Raw genomic sequence first — 20,864 nt, forward strand, 5'->3', positions numbered from 1 at the left:
GCCTTACACGCTTTTATTTGATTTACTCAGCCATTATGCCATTTGTACATCCAGAGAACTCCAGATTTCAACAGTCGTGCAATCCGTCCTGTTACCGTGCGATCTGCTAAGTATGCAAATCCTTGTTTTTTACCGAGAGACCCCATAAATCCTTTTAGCTTGATTTCAGGCATCGTCTCTGGCAAGGTTTCACCATTCCAAGTATGTTTGAGTACAGTAACGATCTGTTCCGCTTGTCCCTCTGCTAACTGGGCACTAGGTGCATGAGGAAGTGCAGCGATGTCCCCTACGACATATACATCTTCAAAGCCCGGAATCTGATGGTACTGATTCAACACAATGCGGTTTGATTTGTCTTTTTCAACATCTAATTCCCGAACTACTTTAGTCGGTTGAATGCCAGCTGTCCATACTACTGCATCTACAGCAATTTGGTCCTCGTGGTTATGAAGTAGATTCATTTCAACTTTTGTAATATTTGAGTTTGCAATGACATCCACATCATTTTTGGCAAACCAACTTTGGATGTAATTACTCAGACGTTCCGGGAAGTCACGCAAAATACGCGGGCCTCTGTCAAATAATTTAATATTTAGGTCTGAACGACTTTCTCTCAATTCACTTGCTAGTTCGATGCCACTTAGACCTGCACCGACAATCCCAACAGTCGCGCCGCCATTTAAATTCAAAAGCTTTTTGTACGTTTCACGAGATTGACCAATTGTTTGAATGCTGTACGTAAATTCGTCAGCACCTGGCACGTCGTGATAATTATCTTCGCAACCTAGGCCGATGACAAGTTGGTCGTAGTCTAGCTGTCTTCCATCTGTAAGTAAGACACATTTTTCTCCGACTTCAATTCCTGCAATCTCACCTTCAACTACTTTCAAACGTTCATGTGTCGGTAGTGCAACACGCACTTCGCTATCTGGTACAGTACCTGAAGCAAGTGCATAGAATTCTGTCTTTAAACTATGGAAGGATGTGCGATCTACAAGTGTCACTTCAACATCAGTTGGTAAGTTATTCAGTACTCGCAGTAAAATTCGCATATTACCGTAACCGGCACCTAATAATAGTAATTTTTTCATGATAGTCTCCTTTATCTGAGAGATTTCCGTTTTTTCCTCACGTATGAGTATAACAGTATGTGACGTTCTTCACAATAAGGCAAGGGCTTTGACGGTTAAAGAAAAAAAGAGTACGATCGTACAAGGTGAGGTGATGGGTGTGAACCCGATAGTTGAGTTTTGCATTAGTAATTTAGCCAATGGTTCTCAAGAGACACTAGAAGCACTTGAGAAGGATCCGAATCTGGATGTCTTGGAATATGGTTGTCTTAGTTATTGCACGAAGTGTGCAGAGTCACTGTATGCTCTAGTGAACGGAGAAGTCGTAGAAGCGGATACACCCGCTGAGCTGACAGAGAAGATTTACGAGTTCATAGAAGAGAATCCTCTCTTTTAAAATAGGAAAATACGAAAGGACTTGTCCGGGTTAATGGGCAAGTCCTTTTGTTGTATTCTATTGGCACACACAGTTATTTCAAATTAATAAAAGACTATATTAATACTAGTTATATAGTTGAATCAAATGATTAGACCAAGTGCCGTTGTTTTTCGCTCCAGGCGGACGCTTTCCGAGGGGCTTGATCTCAGCCTCCTCGTCGCTACCGCTCCTGCGGGGTCTTCGACCTTCGCTGATCCCTCCAGAGTCGCCGCCTTCTACTACAAACAACTAAATCCCCGTAATATATAAATTTTTCATTCTGAAAAATAGAACGCTCAATTATTCCATTCGGCAAGTGTATTAAACATATAAGTAGGAGCATCGGCTTTAGACAACACTTCCTCAAGTGATGTGACGCCGCCTTGGAGATGGATCGTATCGATGCCGAAACGAATGCCTGATAGAATATCCGTTTCATAATTGTCACCGATCATGATCATCTCTTCTTTGCTCGCTCCACTTTGTTGTTGGATGAATTCTAGCATGTAGGATTGAGGCTTTCCGAGTATCGTCGGTGTAACTCCAGTTGAGGCTTTTACAAGTTCTATGAATGCGCCGTTGCCAGGTACCAGTCCAAGTTCGTTAGGCAACGCGAGATCTCCATTAGTTGCGAGAAAATGTGCGCCCTTTCTTATAGACAAACAAGCCGTAGCTAATTTATCATATGTAATTTCATGATCAATTCCCATGATTATAATGTCACCGTCAGCTTCGACAAGTCTAATGCCTTCGTCTAATAACGCTTCACGTAATCCAGTTTCACCAATCATTTGAACTGTCTTCCCGGGATAATGTTGTGCACAATACTTAGCACTGGCAATCGCAGATGTCATGATTTGCTGCTCTGTCGTTTCAACACCGAGCAATTTCAGTTTTTTCTGTTGTTCCTGCGCTGTACGGGAAGAGTTATTCGTTATGAAATAAGGCTCGATTCCTGAATGCTGTAACGTTCGGATGAAAGTAACCGACTCTGAGATTGCTTGGCTTCCTTTATAAACAGTGCCATCCAGATCCAAGCAAATCGCCTTATATCGTTCCATGAGGTGAATCCTCTGGAAGGAATGCAGAGACCGGCCCCAATTCGTTTTCCAAATACGTTAATACACAGCTTGGAAACTTTTCGAGTGAAGAGTAGCTTGCTGTAATAGTTTTCTCTACTTCCATTAAATCTACTTTCATAAAGTCACGAACGAGCATTTTTCGTAATTCAATTACTTGTTTAAGTGGTTGTTCCATCTCTTTATTGATCACTTTTTCGTCTTCCATAATGTCGACAATGTCTTCGTAACTTCCCGGATCGCGCATGATGAACCCATCAATCATGGAGTTCCCTACATCTATAATGGACTCGATGATATTTTGTGCGATTCGTTCAAGTGCCAACGTCTTCAACGTGCTATCTTGCCAGTTAGACTCACTTGAAAATTGCGCAAGAAGTTCTTCCATATAAGCGAGCGTCTCACTAATTTTTTTTCGGTCGATAAAATACATGCTAATTCCTCCTCAAATGTCTTCGTGTCAAGAACATGCAGAAACAGACGTCACAGAGAATTCTCCAAGACGTCCGAATGGAAAGGATTTATGAAGTTTGTGGAATTTCTTCTGCAACAGGTGATTCCTGTTTCGCATCAGCATCCGCTTGTTCCTTCTTCACTTTCCCTGCCTTTTTCAATATAAAATGGGCACACCCAAAATTGCAGTACTCATATAAGTAATCTTGCAACGTGCTAATTTTCGTTTCGTAAGTCGCTTTCGCGTTACGATCCTCAAAGAATCCTTTAAGACGGAGTTGTCCATATCCCCAGTCGCCGAGAATATAATCGTATTTCAACAGGATCTCACTGTAACGACTCATCAGTGCTTCGCTGTCAAAACCTTCGCGGAAGTTAACGATAATCTCAAATTCGTACTGATCCAACGTAATTAGTCGTTCTGTCATGTCGACTCAGCCTTTCACAGTCAAGGATTCAAGCATCTCTTCGCCTCTACGTTGACGTTCTTTCGCCGCTGCATTCACTTGCTCATCAGCATGATAGCTTGAACGAACGAGCGGGCCTGATTGGCAATGCGAAAAACCTTTACTCATCGCAATCTCAAAGAGTTCTTTGAATTCCTTTGGCGTGTAATATTTTTGTACAGTTAAGTGCTTTTTACTCGGTTGTAAGTACTGACCAATCGACATAATATCAACTTGGTTTGCACGCAAATCATCCATTGTTTCTAAAATCTCTTCCCATGTCTCGCCCACACCTAGCATAATCGAAGACTTAGTAGGAATTTCAGGATACATTTCTTTTGCACGACGAAGCAGCTCTAAAGATCGATCATACTTAGCGCGTGCACGTACTCTAGGCGTCATCCGTCTAACCGTTTCAATATTATGATTCAAAATATCCGGTTTTGCATCCATCAATCGCTTAATATTATCATACTCTCCTCCCATATCAGAAGGTAGTACTTCGACTGTTGCAAATGGATTTTTTCTACGAATCGCACGGATTGTTTCTGCGAACACACCAGATCCACCATCTTTTTGGTCATCCCGTGCTACTGCAGTCACAACGACATGCTTTAAATTCATCAGTGCAACTGAATCTGCCACGCGCTCCGGCTCTGCTAAATCTAGCTCTGTTGGCAATCCTGTTTTAACGGCACAAAAACGGCAGGCACGAGTACAAGTATCCCCTAAAATCATGAATGTAGCCGTTCGGCGCTCTCCCCAGCACTCATGGATATTCGGGCAACGCGCTTCTTCACAGACTGTATGAAGATTTTTTTCACGCATCAACTTTTTTAAATCGGTATAGTTTTCGTTCGTATTCAACTTAATCTTAAGCCAATCCGGTTTACGGATATGCTCTTTTTTATTGTCCACCCCTGGTTTGCAAGACAAAGTCTTCAGCTCCATTCCATATCAATTGTGCCTCGGCATCATTGCGTCCAGATTTTTTCGAGCAAGCTCGAAAAGCTCCCTTAAAAATCTGTGACACCCGCGAGCCGACACGATGTCGGTCATGCAACCTGTGCCACAGGATGTGGGCACTTAGGTTGCCATCCTTTAACTTAATTCAGCCAATTTTATCCCCACAAAAAAGAAAAAAGTTTGCATTCATACCGCTATTTATAGAAGAGGAAGACTATTGCTGAATTTAGTTAAACGTTTACTGTTTTCCCCACTTCCAATAATGTAACATATATTCAGAAAGCGAACAACTTGATATCTAAAGGGTTGTAACAAGAAAAGCGCCCGTAAATCGGACGCTTTTCTTTAGATAATTCAGTTGTTTAGTGACCGCCCAAATAGGCGTTTTTCACTTCTTCACTTGCTTGTAATTCAGCTGCAGTTCCTGACAGAATGACCCGACCTGTTTCAATCACGTATCCGCGATCCGCAATTGAAAGTGCAATGTGGGCATTTTGCTCAACTAACAGAATCGTCGTTCCTGCCTTACTAATATCTTTAACCGTTTCAAATATTGTTTTGACCATGAGTGGAGCGAGTCCCATAGATGGCTCATCTAATAGAAGTAACTTAGGACGAGCCATAATCGCTCTTCCCATCGCAAGCATTTGCTGCTCACCACCCGAAAGTGTACCTGCTGTTTGTTTACGTCGTTCATACAATCTAGGGAAAATGCCATAAACTTTCTTGAAATCCTTCCCGATTTCAGCTTTGTCTTTCCTCAAGTAGGCACCTAGTTCAATATTCTCTTCTACTGTCATATCCGCGAAAACCCGTCTCCCCTCTGGTACTTGGGAAACCCCCATTTTCACGATGGATTGAGCAGGTTTACCACTTATTAAAGAATCCTGATAATGGATAGTACCTTCTTTTGGCTTTAGTAGGCCAGATAACGTTTTCAGCAATGTACTCTTCCCTGCACCGTTAGCACCAATAAGAGTGACGATTTCTCCTTCATTTACTTCCAATGAAACTCCTTTTAATGCATGGATGCTGCCGTAGTAGACGTTTAAATCTTGGATGCTCAGCATGCTCATACAATTTCCTCCCCTAAATACGCTTCAATCACTTTTGGATTGTTCCTGATTTCTTCAGGTGAACCTTCAGCTAGCAGAACACCGTGGTCAAGAACGTAAATTCGTTCACAGATCCCCATGACCAAGTTCATATCATGTTCGATTAAAAGAATCGTCAATCCGAATTGCTTCCGGATAAAGGCGATGAGATCCATCAGTTCTTTCGTTTCAAAAGGGTTCATGCCAGCTGCAGGTTCATCTAACAACAACAGATCAGGATTTGCTGCAAGTGCTCTAGCAATTTCCAGTCTGCGCTGCTTCCCATACGGAAGATTTTTTGCGGTTTCGTCTTTATATTTATCGAGTTCGAATATCTTCAAGAATTCCATCGCTTTGTTTTCCATCTCATGCTCGTTTTTAAAATATGAAGGGAGTCTTAGTACTGAACTCAAAACAGAGTCATTTGCAAGTGAATGATAAGCAACTTTCACGTTATCCAGGACAGAAAGTTCGTTGAACAACCGGATATTTTGGAATGTACGACTCATCCCTAAACGAGTAACTTTAAAAGGTGGAAGTCCGTTGATTTTCTTACCATCAAAGAAAATTTCGCCTTCAGTCGGAACGTATACACCTGTCAGTAAGTTGAAACTAGTTGTTTTCCCCGCTCCATTGGGGCCAATTAGTCCAACCAATTCACCTTTATTGATTTTCATATTAAATCCTGAAACTGCTTTTAGCCCTCCGAATTGGATGCCTGCGCTTTGCACATCTAACAATACATCATTGCTCATGCTGGCTTCCCCCTTTCGGACGCATCCACAACTTCAAATAGTCTGTGATTTCCATTTTACCCATCAACCCTTTTGGACGGTATAACATTACGATGATTAGGACAAGACTGTAAATAATCATCCGTGTTTCAGGGAAGTCTTGGAGGAATGTCGAAACGACCGTAAGTAGGATTGTCGCAACAATCGCACCTGATAGACTGCCGAGTCCTCCAAGAACTACATAGATCAAAATATCAATCGATTTTAAAAATCCAAAGTTTGCAGGTTGGATAATGTAAAAGTTGTGTGCATATAACGCACCTGCAACACCTGCAAAGAACGATCCTATTGCAAACGCGAGAACCTTATAATACGTAGTATTGATGCCCATTGCGTCAGCTGCAATTTCATTTTCACGTACAGCGATACATGCTCGACCATGCCTCGAATTCGTAAAGTTCACGATGACTAGAATGGTTACGAAAAGACATATGAATGTATATGTCCATGTCGTTAAGTGCGTTACTTGCATGCCAGCCGCTCCGCCAACATAATCGATGTTCAGGAATATGATTCGAATTATTTCTGCAAATCCAAGGGTTGCAATGGCTAGATAGTCACCGCGTAACCGCAAGCTTGGAATTCCAACGACGAGTCCAGCAAGGGCTGCAGCAATCCCTGCAATGAGAATCGCTGCAAAGAATGGCAGGTCCAGTTTCATCGTCATAATTGCGGATACATAAGCACCGACTGCCAGGAAACCAGCATGCCCAAGTGAGAATTGCCCCGTAATACCGATGACCAAGTGCAAACTAACTGCCAGCATGATATTGATCCCCATGAAGATCAGTGTATTGGAATAGAAATTATTTAAGAATCCACCACTGATCATGAACTGGACAGCAGCATAGATCGCAATCGCTAAAACGGCAAAGACCCAAAACTGCTTAGACTTTTTCATCATTTCAATTCACCTACACTTTCTCTCTTGTGTTTTTACCGAAGATGCCAGAAGGTTTAAAGATTAAGATTAAAATCAAAATGATGAACGCCGCAGCATCTCGCCACAAGGAGAATCCAAGTGCGCTAACAACCGTTTCGACTACACCTAGTACAAGTCCACCTGCAACTGCTCCAGGAATAATTCCGATTCCACCGAGTACAGCTGCGACAAACGCTTTCAAACCTGGGATAACGCCCATCAATGGATCAATTTTCGTATAGTAAATTCCGAAAATGACTCCTGCAGCGCCAGCAAGTGCTGACCCGATTGCGAATGTAGCTGAAATCGTATTGTCTACATTGATGCCCATTAGTTTTGCGGCTTCAGCGTCATACGACACAGCTCTCATCGCTTTTCCGATCTTTGTCTTATGTACAATGAACTGCAGGACAAGCATGAGCACTACAGATACAGATAAAATGAGGATTGCCTGTGTACTAATTTGAGCACCAAATAGGTTAAATGACTTGTTTGCAAACACTTGAGGATAGGCCGCTGGTTGTGCACCTCTGAAGTAGATGACTCCATTTTGTATAAGAAGCGATACACCAATTGCTGTAATTAACGCTGCAATTCGTGTTGCATTCCGTAAACGCTTGTATGCAATGCGTTCAATGACAACTCCAATCACCGCACAAACCGCCATCGAGATTAAGAGTGCTGGGAAAAAGCCTAGCCCCCATCCTGCAATGGAGATATATCCAATGAATGCACCGATCATGAACACTTCACCGTGAGCAAAGTTGATTAACTTTATAATGCCGTAAACCATCGTATAACCGAGCGCAATAAGCGCATAAATACTGCCTAATGAAATACCGTTGATGAGTTGCTGTAGCCATTCCATGAAGTCCCACTCCTTTTTCCTCATCTGACTTTCATCCAAAAAAAGAAGGCAGGGAGAGAGCTCCCCACCCCTCATGAAATTAAGGATTCACCTTCGTATTGAACACTTGCTCGCCATCCTTGTATTCAAGGATCGTTGCCGATTTAATCGGGTGGTGGTTTTCATCCACTGAATATTTACCTGTTACAAGATCAAGTCCATCTGTTTCAGCAAGTGCGTCTTTAATTTTTGTAGAGTCCACACTTCCTGCTCGCTCGATTGCATCTTTCAACAAGTACACTGTGTCATATCCAAGTGCATTAAACGCATCCGGAGACTTGCCGTATTCTTCGTTGAACTTATCACTGAACGCTTTAACTGCGCCATCTGGGTCGTCAGAAGAATAGTGGTTCGTTGTAAACGTGTTGTTTAGAGCATCTGCTCCTGCAAGTTCAAGCAACGTTGGAGAATCCCATCCGTCAGCACCCATCAATGGAACGTCAATGCCCATTTCGCGCGCTTGCTTAACTATAAGACCAACTTCTTCATAATAACCCGGGATGAAGATGAACTCCGGATTCGCTGACTTGATGCGCGTTAATGTTGAACGGAAATCAGAGTCTTTTGCAACATATGATTCTTCCGCAACAATTTTCCCACCCGCTTTTTCAAAGTCCTTCTTGAATGAAGAAGCGAGACCTTTTGAATAGTCACTTGCGTTATCAGAGAAAATTGCAACATTTTTTACACCTAAGTCATTTGCTGCAAAGTTTGCTGCTACCGTTCCTTGGAAAGGGTCGATGAATGAAGTACGGAATACGAACTCATTTACTTCTCCTTTTTCGTTTACAGTAACTGTTGGGCTTGTTCCAGATGGACTGATAAGTGGTGTCTTATTGTCGTTTGCAATTTGGGCTTGGGCAACAGTTGCTCCACTAGTCGCCGCTCCGATAATAGCAACTACCTTTTCTTGCGTTGTCAATTTAATCGCTGCGTTTGTCGCTTCAGCTGCATCTGACTTATTATCAATTTTAACGATCTTTATTTTTTTGCCATCGATTCCACCATCATCATTGATTTCATCGACAGCGAGCTGAATGCCATCCGCTTCGGATGTTCCGTATGAAGCAACTGCTCCTGAGAGTTCGAGGTTCACCCCTATTTTAATTACATCGCCATCCTTCGATCCGGATGCCCCATCATCTCCTCCTTGAGAACAACCCGCTAGGAGACCAACGCCAAGCGTCATCGCTGCTAGTAAACTCCATGCTCTTTTAAACTTCATTTCTCTTCCCCCTTATCAAACTATTCTGAAATCACAACAGAAAGGATTGCATTAGTCCGAGTGGAGACACCCGCACCCTTTCTTTTCTTTCTGTATCCCTATTCTAAAACAAACTTCCAATTCAGTCTATACAAATTTTCATAATCTTATTACTAGATCGTCAAATTGTTTCGGTTCCCGTCACTTCTACCCTCTAGATAGTGGGAACTAATGCTAATTTCCTAGTAACTAAAATTTTTCAACATACAAAAAAGGTATTCCTCACAACTAAGTAGGAATACCTTTTTTTGCTTATTCTGCTGTTACGCTAACAGCTTTTTTTGAATTTCTCACATTCCAAACAGTAAACAATGCCGCTAGAATAATAATTACTGCCACTAGACCAATCCAAATCGAACCAGTTAATCCAAGCACAATGTATCCACTAGTCGCAACACCTGCAGCCATAAGTGCATACGGCAATTGTGTGGAGACGTGATCGATGTGGTTACTACCTGCTCCTGTAGATGAAAGAATTGTCGTATCTGAAATTGGTGAACAGTGGTCACCGAACACTGCACCTGCAAGGACAGCAGATAATGCTGGCAACAGTAACTCTGGAGCTGCGTTTACCATAATTGTTCCTGCAATCGGAAGTAAGATGCCGAACGATCCCCAAGACGTTCCTGTGGAGAATGCCATTAAACCAGCTAAAACAAATAGTACAACTGGTAGGAAGGCAACGGGAATGTTGGACTTCGAAACTACTTCAGATAAGAATAGTCCAGTCTCTAAAATATCGATCAAGTGAGTAAGTGACCATGCCAGAATAAGAATAAGTACTGCAGGCATCATAGCCTTGACTCCACTGACAAATGCTTGAACAATTAGACCTGTTGAAGCCGTTTTGTTGACCTTGAACTGACTTGCATAAAGAATAATTGCAATCAGAGTACCTGCCACACCACCAATTACTAACGACAATGGAACGTCCATATTCTCAAAGATTGACCATATATTCAGTTCTCCACCAATCCGTATCCCTGTAATGACCATCGATGTCAATGTCACAGCAACAAGTGAAACAATTGGTGCAACTAGATCTCTCACTCGTCCATGAGAGTGTTCAGGGAACTCATCTTTTAATTGTCCAGGAATCTCTTTTTCAGGATCAAAAAGCTCTCCTTTTTCTTCTGCACGTTTTTCATGATCTTTCATGGCGAAAAAGTCGATATTCGTCCAAGCAAAGAAGAATACCATCGCTAATGTAGCAATTACATAAAAGTTCATCGGCGCCATCATTAGAAACGCTGCTATCGGTGAGTAGTTGACTGTAGCAGTAGTTGCAAGAATGATTGCTAGTTGTCCGATTAGGAACGCTCCCCAGCTCGATACAGGTGAAATCACGCAGATAGGCGCGGACGTCGAGTCGATGAAGTACGCGAGTTTTGCACGAGAAATCTTATGTCGATCTGTAATCGGTCGTGCGATTTGACCGACCGCAAGTGCGTTAAAATAGTCATCTACAAAGATTGCAATTCCTAATATCATCGTCAGGAGTTTTGCACTTCGGCGAGTTTGGATTCGAGTTACAGCCCACTCTGCAAAAGCGCGGCTTCCTCCTGATAGACTAACAAGTGCCGTAATAACACCTAACATTAGTATGAATAACATTATGAAAATATTATACGTATTCAATTCCCCATCTGCCCAAAATGAGACGATGAGCGCTTTCCCTAACTGCGTCAATGTTTCCACTGGTGCAAAGGAAGCGACTAGTAATGCAGCGGACAAAATTCCTGCCCCGAGTGAAAGTAACACCCGCTTTGTCGTGAGCACCATAACAATGGCAATCACTGGTGGCAGTATCGATAACCAAGTTCCAATCATTCCAATCTCCTCCTTCAATTTGTTAATGTAACCGGGGAAACAAAAAAGCCGGTGCCCGTTTCACTCTTTTCAAGTGGACCGGGTACCGGCTGTCTACATGTCGTTTGTTTGATAATCACTTTCGTTATCTCACTGACGATTGTAGCTCATCATGGACGATATAGCTGTCCCTGACAGTGCCATCCCTTTTCGAAATGACCCCAACCTCATGGAATTGACGTTCCATCAGACTTCGGCAATGCTTCCTTTCACGCATGGTCTACGATGTCTCTCTCGCATGCGGTACTTTTAAACAATGCAGCCTCTACCCTATCGATTACGTTATTACTTTCTAATCATAACAATAATCGAAAGAACATGCAAGGTGACTTATGGTTTCTTAATATCTTCCATCGGAACTTCTATATTCGCTGGACTCTGTCCCCCCTTCGTATAGATTTGTGGAACGACCCCTTGGATGATCCCGATTGCAATCGGGATTTGCTGAACAACTGTACTTTGTTTAGTTGCTATTGGAATAATAATTTGGACATTCACCGTCAATTCCATATTCACTTCCATATAGACATTATTGATGCCATATTCTGTTAGTTTTGTATCAACGTCCGCATGTACATCTCCTACAATATGAAACCTGATTGGAATCTTCGGTCCTAAATTCCCGAGAAGCGGAATATCTGCAACTTGACCGATTGGAACGAAAAAGACGACGCCTCCATGCTTCTCCATTTCTTCAGTATCGAATTTGATCCCATCACTTTGCGGTAACATTTCAAGATCTCCGGACTCTGCACGGTCCAAGTGTTCTTCAACCAACTGATGCATCTCGGCCATAACCTGATTAATGGTTTCTGCATCGACTTTTAGTGTAACCGTCTCATTAGAATCGTTAGGGATATTCAAGAGGACATCGTTCGCATCCAAGACACTTGTTGACCTCGATTGAATGGCTTGACTGATGACGTGTGCCGCAATTTTACGTGTTTGAACTTCAGCATAGTTCATGTAAACTGGCTTCAACTTCATATTTAAATAGAAAAAACTTACGATTATCGTTAAAAGAAGTGCTGGGATGATGAGCTTAAGCCATCTTCTTTTCGGTTTTCGTTTCTTAGGGACTTGCATGTGAAATTTCAAAAAGCGACGCCTCCCTATTCCACAATATGAAGAGGAAGAGTCGCTTATTACTTGTTATGAAGTTGTTCCAAAATGCTGTTCCCCATACCCTCCAAAAATATCACGAATGAGTTCCGGAACGAGATAGTCAATTTTCTCTAATTTCATGTTCGGATAAAAGAAACCGAATGTAAACATATCAAGAGTTGCTAACCTATACTCTCTAGCTGGTTCGACGATTTCATCCCCCATATAGAGAATATCTTGTTTCATCTTCAGATTCACATGGATCATAACGCCCATCACTGTTCCCCTGAATCCAAGTCCCTTCACTTCAGTACGCGCCCAATCAGGATGGCACGAAATCTCGTAATACTCCCTTAAAGCACGTCCGGTTACAGTGATGACACATGCATTGATCGGATGTGGAAGAATACGGTGTAAATCTCTCTTCGTGACAACGCCTTCATGAAGGCGGCCAAGGAAAATCCCCGAGTTAAACAATCCGCAATCCGCTTTCGTATAGGCGAGTAGTGCTTGACCGAAAATGTCGGAGAGCGGGCTCGGCCCAAATAGATTTTGCCCAAGACTAATAGGCGTTGTAAAAACTTCTTCATCCAACAGTTGCGTTCCCTCAGTGATCATCTGTTGCACAGCTTTGAGTTCACGTTTTTCTACTTCAAGTTCGTCTGCCTGTATGACAGTTGCCTTCTTATCTACAACCTGACCATTCTCCAGTGTGAGAGTGACATGTCCTACATACTGTCCGAATTTTCCTGTCGCAGCTAACAATGTGTCTTCAACAACCTCACCTCGAACGAACAAATGATGAGTATGTGCGCCTAAGATCACATCGATATCCGATGTTTCCGTAGCTAAAAGACGATCTTCATTCACTCCAAGATGAGAGAGACAAATGACGCAATCCATTGAATGGCTTAACTCTGAAGCAAGATCCGTCAACAATTGGCGAGGTTCTTGAATCGACCAACCAAGCTTGTCATAGAATAACTCATATACTGCAGTTGCCCCTATCACAGCCAGTTTCACGCCACTATTCGTCGTGTAGCACGTATATGGAACAGCCCACTCCAACTCGCTGCCATCGCGATTCTTCAGGTTTGCAACAACCACCTCAAATTGTGCGTCTACATACAATTCTTCTAATGCCTCATGTGATAACGTAATCCCTTCGTTGTTTCCTATCGTCACTGCATCATATTTGGCACGATTCAATAGCTCAATATTCCCTCTTCCTTCAGTCGCTTCTGTAAATGGATGAGATCGATCTACGAAATCACCAAGATCGAAAACAAAACAAGACTCTCCGTCCTGTTCGTGTTCAATTCGTTTATCCAATAAGAATTCACTGATACCCGGCCAATTGTCAAAATGACTATGAATGTCGTTTGTATGATAAATATGAATGGTTTCTGATTTTCTAGCGTTCATTGTCATCCCCAAATCCCATCAATAATTGAATTAATCCCGAATAATAGTAAGAGCACGCGTAACACTACAACTAGCGTTTCAGAACTCATCTTCTTGTTTAACATGGATCCGAGTGTTCCTCCGATATAAGCACCCGGAATGACTGCGAGTGAATAGAGCCAAGGGACGTGACCCAGATAAATATGAGTCCCTGAGTTGACGAGAGCAGACAAAAATACCATAAGCATCGATGTACCGACTGCAACGTGCGGCGGAAATAAAAATAGTAGGAGCATAGCTGGTACGATCATTGCACCGCCACCAATTCCGAATAAGCCCGACATTAAGCCAATCACAAATGTCAGCAGAATGGCAAACCAGATCGGATACCCATACACATGGGTTTCACCTTGTGGATCTGTGAATGTAATTTCTTTGCCGTGATTCACAAACCAATTGATTGGTTTCAAATATTTTTTGACGAGTAGTAGAGCCGCTAAAAATATTAGTAACATGCCAAAGTATAAGTTAAAGGAACCTAAATCCAAACTCTTATTAAAAAATGCCCCTAAGATTGTTCCTGGGACACTACCCGCGAAGAAGATGAATCCACTCCTGTAGTCCACGGTTTTGGCCTTCATGTGGAACAGAGTCGAAGACAGCCCATTGAACACCATCATGATGACAGACATGCCTACAATCGTCTGGGGAGTCACGTGCGGAATCCAACCTAAGTCAATTCCGACTAATATCGTGACAGGGACAAAAATTGTACCTCCACCCAGTCCTACGAGTGAACCAACCACTCCTGAAAGCATTCCAATAACAATTAGCAAAACATATTCCATCGTTATTCCCCCTCAAAGATGTCGAGCTGTTTAGGAGCCAGGTCATCGAAAGAGAGATGAAGCATTTTTTGAAAACGTTTTGCATTCTCTGCAGCATGCCCACCTGAGTTATTATTAAAAATAACAGCAACGTATTCGGTTTGTTGCGCTAACTCCTCAACGGCTGTTTGTATTCCTTTTAACTCTTGATCTGTATAATCGTACAAATATCGTACTTTGCGCCAGTGTTCTCTACTTCCACCAGGATTCTGCCAGCCTGCCACATTTCGTCCATGAAGACGAATGACCACTTTGTCGCTTCTTGTAGCAGAAGGGATGAAAGGAACACTTCCCGTACCTGCTTGCGGCTCATCTGCAATGACGTGGATCAGATGATTCTCTTCCAGGAAACGAAGTGTCTTTTCACGGAACTCTTCTGCATACCACGACTGGTGACGAAATTCGATTCCAATATCGAATCCTTCTAATTGCTTACTTATGTATCGTATTTCATCAACGTTCTCTTTGACACAATCGAACCAGGGTGGAAACTGTACTAAAATAAGCGATAGCTTGTCCGCTTCTTGTAAGGGTTCCATTGAAAGCCGAAAGAGCTCAAACATTTCCTCTTTCGATTCATACGGCAGTTCGCCGCGCAAATGTCCCGTCATCCCCTGATACGCTTTGACGATGAAACCGAAGTGATCTGGTGTTTCCTTAATCCATTTTCGGATATTTCGTTCCGGTTGGATCGCATAGAACGTTGCATCGAGTTCGACGACAGGGAAATGAGCGCTATAGTCCATTAATTTTTCTTTCGCTGTGGATGAGGGCGCATACACATCAGGGTGGTCACCCCATCCAGTTAAGCCGATTTCAATCATGCACAGCCCTCCATTCTTGTACCAATCCGTTACCCTCATCATATCATAACTAATCCGTTTTTCTGGACTTTGGGACTGTGTGTGGATGAAAAAACGACCTTTGCATTTTAGCAAAGGTCAGCTGTTAGGATTCTTCTTTTACATAGACGGTCCATCCATGTTGCTTCCTTAGACGATCAGCTGAGACTTCTGCATCTTCTTTGGATAGAAATGTCCCTGTTACTAATCGGAATGTCTTGCTGGCATTGATAGTAGATGTCGTGCTCGATTTCTTTTTGAGTTGATAATAAGCTATCACTGCTTCAGCTATAGCTTCGCCTTGAGCCTTCAATCGTTGTGGATTCCGAAGTGCTTCAATATCTGTCCGGGAATCCATGAAGCCCCCTTCAATAAGTACAGCAGGCATCTTGGTTTCACGGAGCACATGCAAATTTTTCTTTCGTACGCCTCTATCTCGCAGCCCCATAGCACGCACGAGTCTCGGCTGAATGAGTTTTGCAAGTTTATCAGCCTTCGAATTCGATCCATTCCCCTCAAACGTATAAGTCTCCACCCCACCCCAGTCGCCCCAAACACCTGTATTGGCGTTGTGATGAAACGATAGATAGACATCAGCTTTCCATGCGTTCGAATGATCTGTACGTATTTTTAAGGGAACATCAATCTTACCAGTTGGATCATCCACTCGCAGGAGCTCAACTTTATCATATATCTTCAGTTTTGCCTGGACAGCAAGAAGGACTTCATTGTTAAACATCCATTCTTTCTCACCGTCAGGAGTTTGTTTGCCTGGAGTCAACACGCCATGACCTGCATCGATTACAATTTTCACCATTTTCCATTCTCCTTTCAAATCCTAGTGAACTTATCATCTTTTATATAGGCTTCTGATAAATAAAGGGATATAGAAAACAAAAAAGTCCCGTGCACTTAAATGAATAAGTGTACGGGACCATATATTGATTAACCGATAGAACCTTCCATCTCGAACTTAATGAGACGGTTCATTTCTACGGCATATTCCATTGGAAGTTCTTTTGTGAATGGCTCGATGAAGCCCATGACGATCATTTCAGTTGCTTCCTGTTCAGAAATACCACGGCTCATCAAGTAGAAGAGCTGCTCTTCAGAGACTTTGGAAACTTTTGCCTCGTGTTCAAGTGAAATGTTATCGTTCAGAATTTCGTTGTATGGAATCGTATCTGACGTAGATTTGTCATCCATGATAAGCGTATCACATTCGATGTTGGAGCGAGCGCCTTCCGCTTTACGTCCGAAGTGAACGATTCCGCGGTACGTCACTTTACCACCGTGCTGTGAAATTGACTTCGACACAATTGTTGAAGACGTGTTCGGAGCCAAGTGCATCATTTTTGCACCTGCATCTTGGTGTTGCCCTTTACCTGCGATTGCAATTGACAATGTCATACCGCGAGCGCCTTCACCTTTAAGGATGACTGCTGGATATTTCATCGTTAGCTTCGAACCGATGTTACCATCAATCCATTCCATCGTTGCATTCGCATCACAGACGGCACGCTTCGTTACTAGGTTGTACACGTTGTTCGCCCAGTTTTGAATCGTCGTGTAACGGCAGTAAGCATCTTTTTTGATGATGATTTCTACAACCGCACTGTGAAGTGAGTTCGTTGTATAAACAGGAGCTGTACAGCCTTCTACGTAGTGAACGCTTGCGCCTTCATCAACGATGATAAGTGTGCGCTCGAATTGTCCCATATTCTCAGAGTTAATGCGGAAGTACGCTTGTAGTGGTGTTTCCACTTTAACGCCTGGTGGTACATAGATGAACGATCCACCTGACCAAACCGCTGAGTTCAATGCAGCGAATTTATTATCAGAGTTCGGGATTACTGTACCAAAATGCTTCTTGAATAGTTCTTCGTTTTCACGAAGTGCAGAGTCTGTATCTTTAAAGACAATTCCTAAGTCAGTCAGTTCTTGTTTCATGTTGTGGTAAACCACTTCGGACTCATACTGCGCAGAAACACCTGCAAGGTATTTTTGTTCTGCTTCAGGAATTCCCAGTTTGTCAAACGTACGCTTGATTTCTTCTGGTACTTCATCCCATGAAGTTTCTGTTGCTTCAGATGGTTTTACGTAATACGTAATCTCATCGAAGTTCAACGAATTCAAGTCTCCGCCCCATTGTGGCATCGGCTTGCTATAGAACAACTCAAGAGACTTCAGACGGTAATTCAGCATCCACTCCGGTTCTTCTTTCATACGTGAGATTTCTTCAACAATTTCTTTTGTCAATCCACGTGCAGAACGGAATACGGATACGTCTTTGTCATGGAAACCGTATTTGTAATCGCCAATTTCAGGCATCTTTTTAGCCATTTGATAGTCCTCCTTCGTTCAATTATTCGGAATCGCTCGCGATTCCTTTCTCCATTGCTTTCCATGGCAGTGTTGCACATTTAATACGCGCAGGGAATTTAGCAACCCCCGTCAACGCCTCAATATCACCAAAATCCATAGAATCATCGATATCTTTACCCAACATCATATCCGAAAAAGCGTGAGCTGCAGTTACTGCATCCTCAGTATTCTTGCCTTTGATAAGTTGCGTCATCATCGAAGCCGATGCCATTGAAATCGAACATCCTTCTCCTTCAAACTTAGCATCCTTAACAATGTCGTCTTCTACTTGAAGCGTTAAGTGAATCACATCTCCGCAAGTAGGGTTATTCATATCGATGGTAACGTTGCTGCTTTCAAGAACTCCTTTGTTACGAGGAGTTTTATAATGATCCATTATGACCGAACGATACAGCTGATCTAGTTTTTCGTTTCCCATTATTGAAAATACTCCTTTGCCATGCGAAGGCCTTCAACAAGACGGTCCACATCTTCTTTCGTGTTGTAGAGATAGAAGCTGGCACGTGCTGTTGCAGATACATCCAACCATTTCATAAGAGGCTGGCAACAATGGTGTCCTGCACGAACTGCTACACCATTCATATCTAACACAGTTGCTAAATCGTGAGGATGAACACCGTCCAGATTGAAGGTGACAATCCCTGCACGCTTGCTTGAATCCCGTGGGCCATAAATTTCAAGACCTTCAACAGTCTTCATTTGTTCCATTGCATATGCGACCAGTTCGTGCTCATGCTTCTCAATATTATCAAGTCCAATAGATTCGATATAATCGATAGCCGCCGCCATTCCAATCGCACCAGCAATGATCGGTGTCCCACCTTCAAATTTCCAAGGCAGTTCTTTCCATGAAGAATCATAAAGTCCTACGAAGTCGATCATTTCACCACCGAATTCAATAGGTTCCATTTCATTCAATAGCGCTTTTTTTCCGTAGAGTGCACCGATGCCTGTAGGACCACACAACTTATGTCCGGAAAACGCAAGGAAATCACAGTCTAAGTCCTGTACATCCAGCTTTAGATGGGGCGCTGCTTGCGCTGCATCCACCACCATGATTGCATTGTGCACATGAGCAATTTCCGTAATTTCTTTTATCGGATTCATCGTTCCCAAAACGTTGGAGACATACATCATCGAAACAATCTTCGTCCGATCTGTCATCGCATCGCTCACTTTTTCAAGTGCTATCGTGCCATCTTCTTCAAGATCGATGTATTTCAAAACAGCTCCAGTCGCTTTCGCTAGTTGCTGCCAAGGAATGATGTTCGAGTGATGCTCCATATACGTGATGAGGATTTCATCACCTTCACTAATGTTTGCACGACCATAGCTTTGAGCAATAAGATTCAATGCTGTTGTCGTTCCACGAGTGAAGATGATTTCTTCTGTTGACGAAGCATTCAAGAACTTGCGCACAGTTTCACGCGCGCCTTCATAACCTTCTGTCGCTCTGTTACCAAGTGTGTGGACTCCTCGGTGAACGTTTGCATTATCATTTTGATAGTAGTTGGCAACCGCCTCAATTACTTGACGTGGTTTCTGAGAAGTTGCTGCACTGTCAAGATATACGAGAGGATACCCATTTACTTCTTGGTCGAGTATCGGGAAATCTTTGCGAATGTCGTTGTTCAGCATTAGCGCACTTTCCTTTCAATGACCTCCGTCAACTGTTTCTTGACGCCTTCGATTGGCAATTTGCTAACAACTGGCGCAAGGAAACCATGGATGACGAGGCGTTCTGCTTCCTGCTTCGAAATTCCGCGGCTCATTAAGTAGAACAACTGGAGTGGATCTACGCGTCCAACAGAAGCAGCGTGTCCTGCAGTTACATCGTCTTCATCGATTAAAAGAATCGGATTGGCATCTCCACGAGCTTTTTCGCTAAGCATAAGTACTCTCGACTCTTGCTCCGCATTTGAACGTGTTGCACCTTTCTCGATTTTACCAATACCGTTGAAGATGGATGAAGCAGCATCTTTCATAACGCCGTGCTTTAAAATGTGACCTTCTGTGTCAAGTCCCCAATGGACAATTTCAGAAGTGAAGTTTTGTTTTTGTGTTCCGCGTCCTACTACAACAGATTTCATATCACAGCGTGAACCGTTGCCAACTAAATGTGTCAAGTTGTCTGAAATCGTGTTGCTATCGTTCATTAAGCCCAGCGCCCAATCAATGCGGCTATCACGGCCAGCAATACCACGACGGTTTACGTAAGTTGTAAACCCTTCAGCAAGAACATCCACTGCACCATAAGTGACGACGGCGTTATCGCCTGTGAACACTTCTGAAATGATATTTGCAAGTCCTTCAGCGTGAGGGACTGTAGATAGATAGTTCTCAACGTAAGTGACAGCACTATTCGCTTCAGCAACTACAATTACGTGGTTGAAAAGGGATGCTTGTGCATCATCATGTAAAAACAACACTTGAATCGGTTGTTTAACTTCTACGTTTTTTGGTACGTATACAAATACGCCACCGTTCATGAGAGCTGCGTGGAATGCAGTGAGGCGGTGCTCGTCCACTTTAACGCCATCCGTCATGAAGTATTTCTTTACAAGATCACTATGTTCACGAGATGCCGTGAAAATATCTGTCAAAATAACGCCTTGCTCTTTCAATTCATCAGATAGCGATAAAAAAGCAGGTGTGTTGTTATGTTGCACGTAGATGTTTTTTTGGTTTTCTGCGTCTACAAGTGATTTCGCATCGTCTGGAAGTTCGCTAAGGTTCTCATATACAGTGCTTTCAACAGCATGTACAGGAAACTCCGTGAAGTTCCATTTATCAATCTTAGTTTTATCTGGTTTCGGCATTGGAAGTGAGTCTACTTTGCCCAGTGCATCCAAGCGGAGATCGGTTAACCAGCTCGCTTCTCCCGTAGTTGCGGAATAAGAGCGGACGTCTTCTCCGGTCAATGCCAATTTAGTTTCAACCGTCATGTTCAATCGTCCTCC

At 42.8% G+C, this 20,864-nt stretch carries 21 protein-coding genes and 1 riboswitch; of the genes, 1 reads left to right on the forward strand and 20 read right to left on the reverse strand.

Features of this window, described 5'->3' with window-relative positions; all coding sequences use genetic code 11:
- Positions 1 to 26: 26 nt before the first annotated feature.
- Entirely contained in the window at positions 27 to 1,091 is a 1,065-nt protein-coding gene (locus tag RL70_RS10740; RefSeq protein ID WP_039043399.1) for an NAD(P)/FAD-dependent oxidoreductase, read from the reverse strand.
- A 139-nt stretch (positions 1,092 to 1,230) separates the two neighbouring features.
- Between RL70_RS10740 and RL70_RS10745 the strand changes: the two genes are divergently transcribed.
- Positions 1,231 to 1,467, forward strand: coding sequence for a YuzB family protein (locus RL70_RS10745; protein ID WP_039043427.1), 237 nt, complete (start codon positions 1,231 to 1,233; stop codon positions 1,465 to 1,467).
- A gap of 317 nt (positions 1,468 to 1,784) precedes the next feature.
- On the opposite strand, the gene RL70_RS10750 is transcribed toward RL70_RS10745, so the two are convergent.
- The 19 genes from RL70_RS10750 to sufD form a co-directional block, all read right to left on the reverse strand.
- Positions 1,785 to 2,549 carry a TIGR01457 family HAD-type hydrolase gene (locus RL70_RS10750; protein ID WP_039043400.1) on the reverse strand — a complete coding sequence of 255 codons (765 nt, stop codon included), beginning with the start codon at positions 2,547 to 2,549 and terminating at the stop codon, positions 1,785 to 1,787.
- Complete coding sequence (locus RL70_RS10755; RefSeq protein ID WP_039043401.1) at positions 2,536 to 3,000, reverse strand: DUF86 domain-containing protein; 465 nt, start codon at positions 2,998 to 3,000, stop codon at positions 2,536 to 2,538. The genes RL70_RS10750 and RL70_RS10755 overlap by 14 nt, the downstream gene beginning before the upstream one ends.
- Before the next feature lie 88 nt (positions 3,001 to 3,088).
- The gene (locus RL70_RS10760; protein WP_039043402.1) at positions 3,089 to 3,448 is read right to left on the reverse strand and encodes a YutD family protein; all 360 of its coding nucleotides are present in this window, start codon (positions 3,446 to 3,448) and stop codon (positions 3,089 to 3,091) included.
- Positions 3,449 to 3,454: 6 nt separating this feature from the next.
- The gene (lipA, locus tag RL70_RS10765) at positions 3,455 to 4,384 is read right to left on the reverse strand and encodes a lipoyl synthase (protein ID WP_039043428.1); all 930 of its coding nucleotides are present in this window, start codon (positions 4,382 to 4,384) and stop codon (positions 3,455 to 3,457) included.
- A 410-nt stretch (positions 4,385 to 4,794) separates the two neighbouring features.
- A complete protein-coding gene (locus RL70_RS10770) occupies positions 4,795 to 5,502 on the reverse strand; it encodes an ABC transporter ATP-binding protein (protein ID WP_039043429.1) in 708 nt (235 codons plus the stop codon).
- A 2-nt stretch (positions 5,503 to 5,504) separates the two neighbouring features.
- A complete protein-coding gene (locus RL70_RS10775; RefSeq protein WP_039043403.1) occupies positions 5,505 to 6,281 on the reverse strand; it encodes an ABC transporter ATP-binding protein in 777 nt (258 codons plus the stop codon).
- Positions 6,271 to 7,221, reverse strand: coding sequence for a branched-chain amino acid ABC transporter permease (locus RL70_RS10780; protein WP_039043430.1), 951 nt, complete (start codon positions 7,219 to 7,221; stop codon positions 6,271 to 6,273). The genes RL70_RS10775 and RL70_RS10780 overlap by 11 nt, the downstream gene beginning before the upstream one ends.
- A 13-nt stretch (positions 7,222 to 7,234) precedes the next feature.
- Positions 7,235 to 8,110: a branched-chain amino acid ABC transporter permease gene (locus RL70_RS10785; protein ID WP_039043404.1), complete on the reverse strand. Its 876-nt coding sequence runs from the start codon at positions 8,108 to 8,110 to the stop codon at positions 7,235 to 7,237.
- Between the two features lie 79 nt (positions 8,111 to 8,189).
- Positions 8,190 to 9,374 carry an ABC transporter substrate-binding protein gene (locus tag RL70_RS10790; protein WP_039043405.1) on the reverse strand — a complete coding sequence of 395 codons (1,185 nt, stop codon included), beginning with the start codon at positions 9,372 to 9,374 and terminating at the stop codon, positions 8,190 to 8,192.
- Positions 9,375 to 9,665: 291 nt separating this feature from the next.
- The gene (locus RL70_RS10795; protein WP_039043406.1) at positions 9,666 to 11,243 is read right to left on the reverse strand and encodes a Na+/H+ antiporter NhaC family protein; all 1,578 of its coding nucleotides are present in this window, start codon (positions 11,241 to 11,243) and stop codon (positions 9,666 to 9,668) included.
- Between the two features lie 134 nt (positions 11,244 to 11,377).
- A riboswitch (Lysine riboswitch) is annotated at positions 11,378 to 11,558 on the reverse strand.
- 54 nt (positions 11,559 to 11,612) lie between these two features.
- On the reverse strand, positions 11,613 to 12,380 hold the full coding sequence (gene yunB, locus RL70_RS10800) for a sporulation protein YunB (RefSeq protein WP_052245914.1): 768 nt from the start codon (positions 12,378 to 12,380) through the stop codon (positions 11,613 to 11,615).
- Between the two features lie 54 nt (positions 12,381 to 12,434).
- Positions 12,435 to 13,811 (reverse strand): bifunctional UDP-sugar hydrolase/5'-nucleotidase, encoded by a 1,377-nt coding sequence (locus RL70_RS10805; RefSeq protein WP_039043432.1) that lies wholly within the window; start codon positions 13,809 to 13,811, stop codon positions 12,435 to 12,437.
- Between the two features lie 2 nt (positions 13,812 to 13,813).
- Positions 13,814 to 14,638: a sulfite exporter TauE/SafE family protein gene (locus RL70_RS10810; RefSeq protein WP_039043407.1), complete on the reverse strand. Its 825-nt coding sequence runs from the start codon at positions 14,636 to 14,638 to the stop codon at positions 13,814 to 13,816.
- 2 nt (positions 14,639 to 14,640) lie between these two features.
- Positions 14,641 to 15,501, reverse strand: a complete 861-nt coding sequence (locus tag RL70_RS10815) for a DUF72 domain-containing protein (RefSeq protein WP_039043408.1) — start codon at positions 15,499 to 15,501, stop codon at positions 14,641 to 14,643.
- Positions 15,502 to 15,625: 124 nt separating this feature from the next.
- Complete coding sequence (locus tag RL70_RS10820; protein WP_052245916.1) at positions 15,626 to 16,336, reverse strand: N-acetylmuramoyl-L-alanine amidase; 711 nt, start codon at positions 16,334 to 16,336, stop codon at positions 15,626 to 15,628.
- A gap of 128 nt (positions 16,337 to 16,464) precedes the next feature.
- On the reverse strand, positions 16,465 to 17,862 hold the full coding sequence (sufB, locus tag RL70_RS10825; protein ID WP_039043409.1) for a Fe-S cluster assembly protein SufB: 1,398 nt from the start codon (positions 17,860 to 17,862) through the stop codon (positions 16,465 to 16,467).
- 22 nt (positions 17,863 to 17,884) lie between these two features.
- Positions 17,885 to 18,322 carry a Fe-S cluster assembly sulfur transfer protein SufU gene (sufU, locus tag RL70_RS10830; protein WP_025782993.1) on the reverse strand — a complete coding sequence of 146 codons (438 nt, stop codon included), beginning with the start codon at positions 18,320 to 18,322 and terminating at the stop codon, positions 17,885 to 17,887.
- Complete coding sequence (locus RL70_RS10835) at positions 18,322 to 19,542, reverse strand: cysteine desulfurase (protein ID WP_039043410.1); 1,221 nt, start codon at positions 19,540 to 19,542, stop codon at positions 18,322 to 18,324. Before RL70_RS10835 ends, sufU begins: the two co-directional genes overlap by 1 nt.
- A complete protein-coding gene (sufD, locus tag RL70_RS10840) occupies positions 19,542 to 20,849 on the reverse strand; it encodes a Fe-S cluster assembly protein SufD (protein ID WP_039043411.1) in 1,308 nt (435 codons plus the stop codon). Before sufD ends, RL70_RS10835 begins: the two co-directional genes overlap by 1 nt.
- Positions 20,850 to 20,864: the final 15 nt, after the last annotated feature.

This window comes from Sporosarcina sp. ZBG7A, from assembly GCF_000813425.1.
GTDB lineage: Bacteria > Bacillota > Bacilli > Bacillales_A > Planococcaceae > Sporosarcina.